An 8,471-nucleotide genomic window follows, 5' to 3' on the forward strand; every position below is an offset into this window, starting at 1 on the left:
ATTCGGCCTGGAGGCCTTCGCGCGTTCCTTCCCCGAGGAGATCCCCGCGCACGCGAGGCGCAGGGTGCTCCTCGCGCAGGCGTTGGTGTCCGGCATGCCGCTGATCGTCCTCGACGACGTCGACACCGCGCTCGATTCCCGCTACACGGGTGCCATCGTCAGGGCGATCAAGTCGGTCAACGAGAAGGCGCGGGCCACGGTACTGATCACGGCGAACGACCTGGACTTCGCACGGGAAGTGGCACACGAGGTCGCCGTCCTGTGGAACGGCAAGATCGTCTCCCACGGGCCGCCGGACGTCCTCCTGCGCGGCGTGCGGACCGGCGAAGAGTTCGCCAGGCGGTTCTTCCGGACGGACCTCGCCGGGCCGCTGTGCAGGGACGTCGTCGAAGGCGGCTTGCGAGGCGGCGAGCCGGCGAGGCGGTTCTTCGCGATCGATCCCGACCTGCCGGTGTGGTGGGTCGTCGCGCTCCTGCTGCTGGTAATCGTCTTCGTGTTCTGGTCCAGCGCGGGCACCGTCTTCGGCGGGCCGTGACGATGGATGATCCGTACCTGCAAAGCGTCCGCACGGCAAAGCTTGCGGCCTTGGCCCATGCGATCCGGATCGTTGACGACCACGGCGATCTCAACCACCGCTACCAGGCACTGATCGACGACTCGCAGGTCGTGCTGGACAGCAACCGGATCTGGTTGACCCAGGCACGGGGCCTGGTCAAACGGCTGGTCGTCCTGGCCAAGGCGGCGAACGAGACGTGTTGGACGCGGGCCTTGCCCAGGCGGACGGGCTCGTCCGGACCGGATTCCGGCTCTGGCACAAAGTCCGGTGCGCCACGAGGCGCTGATGTGTCGGATGGAGGTGGAAGACCGTCCATCGCTGGGTCGTCGTAGCGGCCTGGTGCAGCTGGAGGCAGCCTGAACCGGGGGTCGCCGGGGAGGGTGGGAGCAGCCTCGACGAAGTCGCGTCGGTCCAGCACTGCCGGATGGGCCGGGCGCGGTGAGCGAGACGGGAAGGTATACGCGAGAAACCGGTGTTGTTACGCCTCTTCATGGGCCGCCAGCTCGAACCCGGTGGATCTGGGCTGGTTCGCGGTGCGCACCCGCCCCTCATTTCGGGTGGGGAACTTCTGGTCGGGTATCGAATGCCTGGGCTGGGAGGTCACGGCGAAGGACTACGGCGTAGCAACGGTTATCTTGAGCTTTCGATTTGATCCCGGCTGTGACCTGGGCGGCCACGTCGTGAACGGTGTCGCCGACGCGGCCGCCGCTGGTAGTGGGATCCCTGTCAGCAGGGCCCGATCGTTACCGAAGAGCGACGTCGTTTGCCGGGAGCAGTCGGGTCGCTGGCGTCGGGTGTATGACGAAGCTGGCCGAGGGCGTGGGCCAGTTGGCGCCGCAGGCGCTGGTTTTCCTCTGCGAGTTCACGGTTTCGTTTGAGTGCAGCATCGAGCCTGGCCAGGGCCGAGGACTCGGTCGTGCGTTCGCTGGCCGGGATCGGCGGCGTGGGCGTGCGTCCCGTGGCCTCGCGGAGGCGCTCGATCTCGGCCCGGATGTCGGGCTGGGCGTAGAGCCAGGACCGGGAGACTGCAGCCGCAGTGGCGACAGTGTGGAAGGTGACCGGCGTGCCGGCATGGTCGAGTTCGCGTAGTGCTTGGATCGCTTTGGCCCGTGTCAACTCGTGGCGCCGCCGGGCGGCGGCGATGATCGGCTTAGTGTTGTCAGGACGCATCGGCGGCCGCCTCTTGCTGGCCGGGATCGTCGACCTCAAGCGTGGTGATGATCTTCTCCAAGTTGTCGGCGACCTGCCGGTTCATCTCCGCCTGCCGGGTGTGGCCGCGGGCCTCGGCCGCGGAGATGATCTGAAGGACTTCTTGATGGTGGTGCCGGTGCTGGGGCAGGAACTCGGCGGTCGTGACGAACATCGGGCATGTCAAACAAGCATTGGCATGCGGGCAGGTCTTGACCAGCGGCAACGAGCAGTAGCCGTTGGGCAGGGCCTGGGTGGCGCGGCCGATGCGTTGCTTGGCCCAGGCCGCCTCGGCCATCGGGCCGTCCGGGGCGAGGGTGACGGTTTGGCCGGTCGCGTTGACCTTGCGAGCCTTTTCCCAGTGCCGGCGGATTGTGGTGTCGGCCAGCCGGGCGTAGTGGGCCGTCATGGCATGAGAATCGTGATCGAGTATGCGTCGGACGACTTCTTGAGGGACGTCGAGGTTGATCAACCGGGTTCCGAGTGAGTGTCGGTATTGGTGCGGGGTGACATGGACAGGGTTGCCGTGGGCGTCGCGGATGTCGCAGCGGCGCAGCCATTCGGCCAGCGCGTGCTGGTAGCCGGAGTGGCTGGCGCGCTTGCTGCCGTCGGGGTTGGCTCTGGAGCGGGGAAAGAGCACTGGGATCCGGTTCGGCCAGCAGTCGCTGACTTTTCGTCGCTGCTTGATGATCTGGGCTTCGAGTTCCTCATCGATGGGCACGAGGGCCTCGCGTTTCATTTTGTGGTTGACGTAGCGCAGGTAGGGGGCGTTGTCGGCGTCGTGGACGACGCAGTCGACGGCCAGGCGCAGGGTGTCACCAAGCCGGAGCCCGCAGCGGATGAGGATGAGGGTGATCAGCCGACGGTCGGGGTCGTTCCACTGATTGAGGTTGTGGGGATCTTCCAGTTGCGTCATGACGTGTTCGGCCAGCGCCCGGGGAAGCAACTGCCCCTTCTTGGGGAAGTCCTCGCTGTGGAGCGTCGCATTCGCGGGCAGCGATTCATCCCACCCGTGCCGGCGGATGGCTTGCAGGAACAGGTGCAGCTGGCTGATGCGTTCGCCGTGGATCTTCTTGCCGGCCAGCTCGGTGTGCAGGTCGGCCAGGTAGCGTTCCAGCAGGGGCCGGTCGACCTGGGCGAGCCGGTCGACACCGACGGCGGGCGAGGTCAGGAACCGGCTGAAGCTGGTGAGCGCGAGCGCGGCCTTGGTGGCCGATCCGGTGCCGAGGCCGCTGCTCAGCCGCCACCGGATCCACCGCTTGGCCAGTTCTTTGAGCCAGGTCTGGCTGATCTGGTCGAACCGCACCGTCGCGGGCCCCTCCTCGACCCCTAGGTTGCGCAGCCGCCAGACGTCACGGCGGTACTCGACGTCCCAGCCTCGGCCGAGATGCGACTCCTCGACCTTGCGGCGCGCATAGATGAGCAGCGCGCGACCGGAGTCGCCGTTGGAGAACCGTGCTCGCTTGGGGAATCGTTGCTTCCACGCCTGTAGCCAAGCGTGTTCGTCGTGGTCCAGCAGCGAGGAAACCTCGGTGGCGGCGAGGAAGTTGACCACGACCTGCACCGCGCTCGGCGCGATCCGGATCGCTGCATCGTCGTGCCGGCACTGCAAGGCGTACTGCGTCTCCAGTCGCAGATGCGCGTCCAGTTCGCGCAGGTCGATGCGCTCGTGGCCGGGTGTGGAGTCGTTCTCGTAGCCGCGGGCGTAGTCGTCGATGTCCGGCCGGCCTTGTTCTTTCCAGCGGATGCCGTGCGTCAGGCAGAACGGCAAGTCCGCATGGACCCATAGGTCGCAGTAGGCGATCCGGCATGTCGCCGGCGGATCGGGCTCCACTACCGGCGGCAGCGCGGCCACCCACTGGTTGAGGTCGGACTGGCCCGACCGCTGCCAGGCGTAGTGGTGGCGCGTGCACAGCCCCCGTTCCTTCCGTCCCCTGAGGCAGCCCGGAATCCGGCACGACGCCAAGGGCTGGTGACCCTTCATCCTCGGGTCGGTAGTGGCGATGAAGTGGCCCAGGTCTGGCTTTCCTTCGCGCCGCCAACGGCTGTCATGGCCGAAGCACAACCCTCGGATACGACCCGTGCGCCCGCATCCCGTTACCCGGCAAGGCTTTCCACCCAAGACAGGATCGTCCGGGCCGAACGCCAGAATCTCTGCTCTGAACTCCGGTCGGACCGCGGCGACCAGCTTCTCCAGCAGGCCTGGACGCACCGCGCCGACGGGCGTCACCTTGGACGTGGTCACCAGCTCACCTCGCGCCCCGTGAACCAGCCGGCCTTCTCCAACTCCCGCCGGGCGTCCTCGGCCGTGAGGTGCCCATAGACGGAAAGCGTGGTGGTCACAGAGGAATGACCGAGGAGTTTGGACACGACCTCGATCGGGACTCCGTCGCGCAACATCCTGGTCGCCGCCGAATGCCGGCACCAATGCGGGTCGAACGCGATCCCCGTTCGCCGCCGTAGTCGTCGCACCAGGTCATAGACTGCCGGGTAGGACCATGGGTGCCCCAGGGGCTGGGCCCACAAGTTGATGAACACGTAGTCCGAGTCCAGATCGCCATACTGCGCAGTGCAGATAGTCGCCCCACAACCGGATCAGTTCCGCCGACACCGGGATGGTGCGCTGCTCGCGCGACTTCGACCGCGCGCCGTTGTCGTTGATCCGCGGCACGATCGTCACCTCGCGTTCAGCCGCGGCGATGTCGGCGTGCCGAAGCCCCAACGCTTCGCCGACGCGAACGCCGCTGTCCCACAACAACGCAAGCAGGAAGCGATCCCGCAGTCGACCGCAGGCGTCCATGATGGACTGCATCTCCGCCACTGTCAGGACGCGAGGGAGCTTCTTCTCGGCCCGCAGCGAGATCGCCCGCCGAGGCTGGGGTTTGCCCTTGCTGATGTGGTGCAGGAACGGCTTCCACCCGCCCCGGCGGCCCGGTAGCTGCCAGGTGGTCAGCAGCTCGCCGACGTCCACGCCGTTGCGCGCTTGGTAGGTGTAGAACGCCGCCAGCGCCGAGAGCTTCCGGTTGACCGTGGACGCCGTCACGTGCGGCTGGACCGACGGCAACACGGCCACGTGGCCGTCGCGGCCGGCCGGCGGCAGCCGCAGCCACGCGACGTATTCACCGATGTCTTCCAACCGGGTCTCCCGCCAGTCCAACCCGCGCTGCCACAGAAAGACCCAGTAGTCCTTCAAATCATGGGCGTACGCCTTGACGGTGTTCGGGGATCGCTCGATGTCGGTCAGGTAGGTCAGATACCGCTCGATCGGCTCGACCTGGATACCGTCCTCGTTCAGGACGGTCCAGGATGGAACCCGGGACGCGGGCATCGCCACGCGCTGAACGTGCACAACTCCTCCAACGTGATCAACGTGATAGACGAGCCGGAGATAACCACGTCCACCAGGTCGATCACGCCGCCCCACGAACCCGTGGCGCACATGGAAGACACACGTTCAGCAGCTCAAGATAACAACGGAAATGTGCTTCAGCTGGACCTTCGCGGCCAGCAGCCCTCCGGGGCGGTAGGCCAGTTCAAGGGCCAGGGTTCGGCGCATGGCGCGCATGGTGACGTTGTCCTCGGGGATGGAAGCCAGTCCGAGTCGGCGACCAGTGGGACCATTCACCCAGTTGCGGAACCATCGATAGCGGACGTCGAAGGCGAACCGTCCGAACAACAGGGCGCCGGACTGGGGATCGTCCAGGAGTTGCTCGGCCAGGCCGGCGGCCAGGTAGGCCGGTTCGACGACGACCCACTCGTCCTCGACGCCGCCCAGCGGCTTGCCCTTGACGACGCGGCTGGCCAGCCGGTAGCGCACCAGCCCCGGTGCGTGTTCTTGCGGGGGCTGGCGGCAGCCGGCCCGCAGCTCCATCAGCTCGCTCGAGCGCATCCCGCTGGTCAGGGTGATCGTGATGATTGCCGCGGTGCGGACTGCACCCAGTAACGTGCGTGCCTCGGCGTCATGCAAGGGAAGAGTCCAGGGGACCGTCTCGTTGTCGTTGTTGGCGAGAGGAACGTGTGTGGCGTTGCGTCCCAAGGGTTTCTCTGCCCCGACGACGTCGAGCGTCGACTCGATCACATCGCGCAGCGTGCGCGTCCAGCTCGGGTTGAAGACGACGTAGCCGGCTTGCCTGGCCAAATTGTCGAGCGCGAGCGGGGTCAGCGGGTCGTTGACGGACCAGCCCGCGTCCACGCGCTCGGCGACGATATGGTCGGGAAGCAACGGCAACGGTCGACGGGCCTGCCGGTATTCGCTGAGGACGCGGGCGAATCCCTTTCGAGATTCTGGGGGTTGTTTGCGGAGGTCATGGGCGGGGTCTCGGCGACGCTTCCACTGGCGTTGCTCGCGCATCTGAGCGGTGAGTTCGGCCGTGCGCGGGCCGATCACGGTCACCAGGTAGAGCGCTGCGGCCAGCAGAGGTTGCAGCACTCGATCGTCCAGTGGCGGGGTGGTGTTGCCGTCCCGGCCGGATCGCATCTCGGCGACGGCCGATGGAGAAGCGCCCGACCAAGGCCGCAGGTCCGCCCGGACCCGATCAGTGGTGAACAGCTCCCGATAGTTGAGCAAGTCGACGACCGTCTGCGCAGCGGCTCGGCGGACGGCGGGACTGCGATCACCGACAACGACACCGTCCGCGTCACGAACGTAGCGGCGGTGGGCCAGGTATGCCGCGCAGCAGTCCTCGTCGACCTCGTCGAGGCTGACGATGCCGTACTTGGCGAGCCAGGTGAACCACCGGGTCAGCTCGGCCAGTCGTCCGTGGCAGGTCTGTGGGTGCAGCGGTGTGCGCAGGGCGCGCGGCAGCACCGCGACGGCTTCGTGTCGAGGCGCAAGCAGGGCCAGGACCAGTTCCTTGGCAACCAGCCGCCAGCGGGCGTCGGCGATGAGGGTGAAGTCGAACCGGCGGCGGGCCGGCGTCATCTGCACCCGTAGACCGATGACCTCGGTGAAATCCCAGACGTCCTCATCGAAAACCGGTCCCGTGGTTCTCACCGGCAATGCCAGACCCGCTTCGACGCAGACAGTCGCTCCCGCGAAGACTGAACGCGTTTGGTCACTGATGCTCCTATGGTTTGTCAAGCGGTAGCTGGAAGTTCGTGGTCGGGGGCGTGCAGTGTGGTGATGACTTTGTAGATCTCGCGGGCGAGGTAGCGTTTGAGGCAGCGAAGGATGTCCTTTGTGGATAGTTGTTGCTGGGCGCGGCGGTCGCGGTAGGCGCGGGTTCTGGGGCAGGTGGCCAAGCGTGTGCAGGCGATCAGGTGCAGGGCGCGGTTGGCTTGGCGGTCGCCGCCGCGGGACAGGCGGTGGCGGTGGGTCTTGCCGCTGGAAGCGGGGATTGGGGCGGTGCCGCAGAGAGCGGCGAAGGCGGCCTCGGATCCGATTCGGTCGGGGTTGTCGCCGGCGGTGATCAGGAGCTGGGCGGCGGTCTCGTAGCCCACGCCGTGGATGGCGATCAGCCGGGGACAGGCCCGTTCAACCAGCGGCCGCAGCTGGGCATCCAGATCAGCGATCTCGGTGGTCAGGTTGCGGTGGCGGCGGGCCAAGGCGCGTAGCGCCACCCGGGCAGCTGCCTGCGGGCTGGCCGGGTCGCCTGCCGGGCGCAAGCGCAGGCATGCCTCAACCAGGCCGACCGCGCCGAGGCCGCGTAGCCGGTCGCGCAGGTCGGCTGGGGCGGTCACCAGCAGCGACCGTAGCTCGTTCATCGCGGCCGTACGGGATTTAACCGCGCCGGCGCGGGTGGTGTGCAGGGTGCGGATTGCCTCCACGATTCCGCTGCCCGCCTTGGGAATGGCCGTGGCCCGGCCGGCGAGCACGGCCTCGGCGGCGGCGTAGGCATCGAGCGGGTCGGACTTGCCCTTCGCGCGGCGCTGGCGGCGGTCGGGCCGGTTGACCTCGACAACCGTCACGTCCGTGCTGGCCAGGTGGCGCGCCAGGCCCGCCCCGTAAGAACTGGTGCCCTCCACGCCGACCGCGTGCAGTCTGCCGTGTGAGCGCAGCCAGCTCAGCAGCTGGTCGTATCCCCGCTGGGTGGCGGGGAACTCCGCATCGGCCACCCGCGCGCCGTTGAGCAGCACCACCGCCGCGTGATGGGTGTCGCCGTGGGTGTCCACCCCACCGGCAATCCTGCGCTTGCTGGGCTTTTTCATCTGACCGCGTTGTGCCATCCTGGGGCCTGTCGCCTTCCTGCGGGACGTTCCGGGCAAGGCGGCACGCGCCGGACGGCTGGGCGGACAAACCAGTGATGGGCGGTCGCAAGCTCCTATCAAGTCACGTCCCGGCCCTCCGGCGCGTACCAAGCAGACGCCCCGGCAAGGCCGACAGATCGGGGCGAAGACACTCCCATTCGAGGTCAGGGTTTGATCGAGTCAGACCCCGCCGGTGACGTCTGCCCCGCAAGTCTCACTGGGTTTGATGGAGACTCCACGTGTGAGTGGAGAATATGATCATGGGACGGTCGTCGAGGTACCCGCGTGAGCTGCGTGAACGCTCGGTTGCGTTGGTGTTTGAGCAGGTGGGGCAGTATTCGTCGCAGTGGGACGCGATCCGGTCGATCGCGGAGAAGGTGGGGGTGACGGCGGAGACGCTGCGCCGGTGGGTGCGCCAGGCGGAGGCGGGTGCCGGGGAGCGACCGGGGCCGACGAGCGCGGAGGCGGAGCGGATTCGTGAGCTTGAACGCGAAAACCGAGAATTGCGTCGGGCGACGGAGATTTTGAAAGCGGCGTCGAT

8 protein-coding genes are annotated in these 8,471 nt (G+C 67.3%); 2 read left to right on the forward strand and 6 right to left on the reverse strand.

The window, feature by feature from the left end:
• Nucleotides 1-535: P-loop NTPase family protein (locus H5411_RS45215; RefSeq protein WP_220818331.1), on the forward strand; the 535-nt coding region annotated here is incomplete at its 5' end.
• Between the two features lie 747 nt (nucleotides 536-1,282).
• On the opposite strand, the gene H5411_RS45220 is transcribed toward H5411_RS45215, so the two are convergent.
• The 6 genes from H5411_RS45220 to H5411_RS45240 all read right to left on the reverse strand — a co-directional run bounded on the left by H5411_RS45220 (nucleotide 1,283) and on the right by H5411_RS45240 (nucleotide 7,891).
• On the reverse strand, nucleotides 1,283-1,726 hold the full coding sequence (locus tag H5411_RS45220) for a DUF6262 family protein (protein WP_101436356.1): 444 nt from the start codon (nucleotides 1,724-1,726) through the stop codon (nucleotides 1,283-1,285).
• Nucleotides 1,716-3,989, reverse strand: a complete 2,274-nt coding sequence (locus H5411_RS49165; RefSeq protein WP_144639116.1) for a tyrosine-type recombinase/integrase — start codon at nucleotides 3,987-3,989, stop codon at nucleotides 1,716-1,718. Before H5411_RS49165 ends, H5411_RS45220 begins: the two co-directional genes overlap by 11 nt.
• Complete coding sequence (locus tag H5411_RS48750) at nucleotides 3,986-4,282, reverse strand: tyrosine-type recombinase/integrase (RefSeq protein ID WP_208637360.1); 297 nt, start codon at nucleotides 4,280-4,282, stop codon at nucleotides 3,986-3,988. The genes H5411_RS49165 and H5411_RS48750 overlap by 4 nt, the downstream gene beginning before the upstream one ends.
• Nucleotides 4,221-5,072, reverse strand: coding sequence for a site-specific integrase (locus H5411_RS45230; RefSeq protein WP_229858600.1), 852 nt, complete (start codon nucleotides 5,070-5,072; stop codon nucleotides 4,221-4,223). Before H5411_RS45230 ends, H5411_RS48750 begins: the two co-directional genes overlap by 62 nt.
• 126 nt (nucleotides 5,073-5,198) lie before the next feature.
• The gene (locus H5411_RS45235) at nucleotides 5,199-6,737 is read right to left on the reverse strand and encodes a hypothetical protein (protein WP_101436354.1); all 1,539 of its coding nucleotides are present in this window, start codon (nucleotides 6,735-6,737) and stop codon (nucleotides 5,199-5,201) included.
• A gap of 83 nt (nucleotides 6,738-6,820) precedes the next feature.
• Nucleotides 6,821-7,891 (reverse strand): IS110 family RNA-guided transposase, encoded by a 1,071-nt coding sequence (locus H5411_RS45240; RefSeq protein WP_229858590.1) that lies wholly within the window; start codon nucleotides 7,889-7,891, stop codon nucleotides 6,821-6,823.
• 299 nt (nucleotides 7,892-8,190) lie between these two features.
• On the opposite strand from H5411_RS45240, the gene H5411_RS45245 reads away from it, so the two are divergent.
• Nucleotides 8,191-8,471, forward strand: a 281-nt coding sequence (locus tag H5411_RS45245) for a transposase (protein ID WP_183127882.1), incomplete at its 3' end; no start/stop codon positions are given.

Source organism: Amycolatopsis echigonensis, from assembly GCF_014174495.1.
Classification (GTDB): Bacteria; Actinomycetota; Actinomycetes; order Mycobacteriales; family Pseudonocardiaceae; genus Amycolatopsis; species Amycolatopsis echigonensis.

Bases quoted from the DNA above. Each gene is read 5' to 3' on its own strand.
- H5411_RS45220 (WP_101436356.1), bottom strand. From the start codon at position 1,726: ATGCGTCCTGACAACACTAAGCCGATCATCGCCGCCGCCCGGCGGCGC.
- H5411_RS45240 (WP_229858590.1), bottom strand. From the start codon at position 7,891: ATGAAAAAGCCCAGCAAGCGCAGGATTGCCGGTGGGGTGGACACCCAC.
- H5411_RS45230 (WP_229858600.1), bottom strand. From the start codon at position 5,072: ATGCCCGCGTCCCGGGTTCCATCCTGGACCGTCCTGAACGAGGACGGT.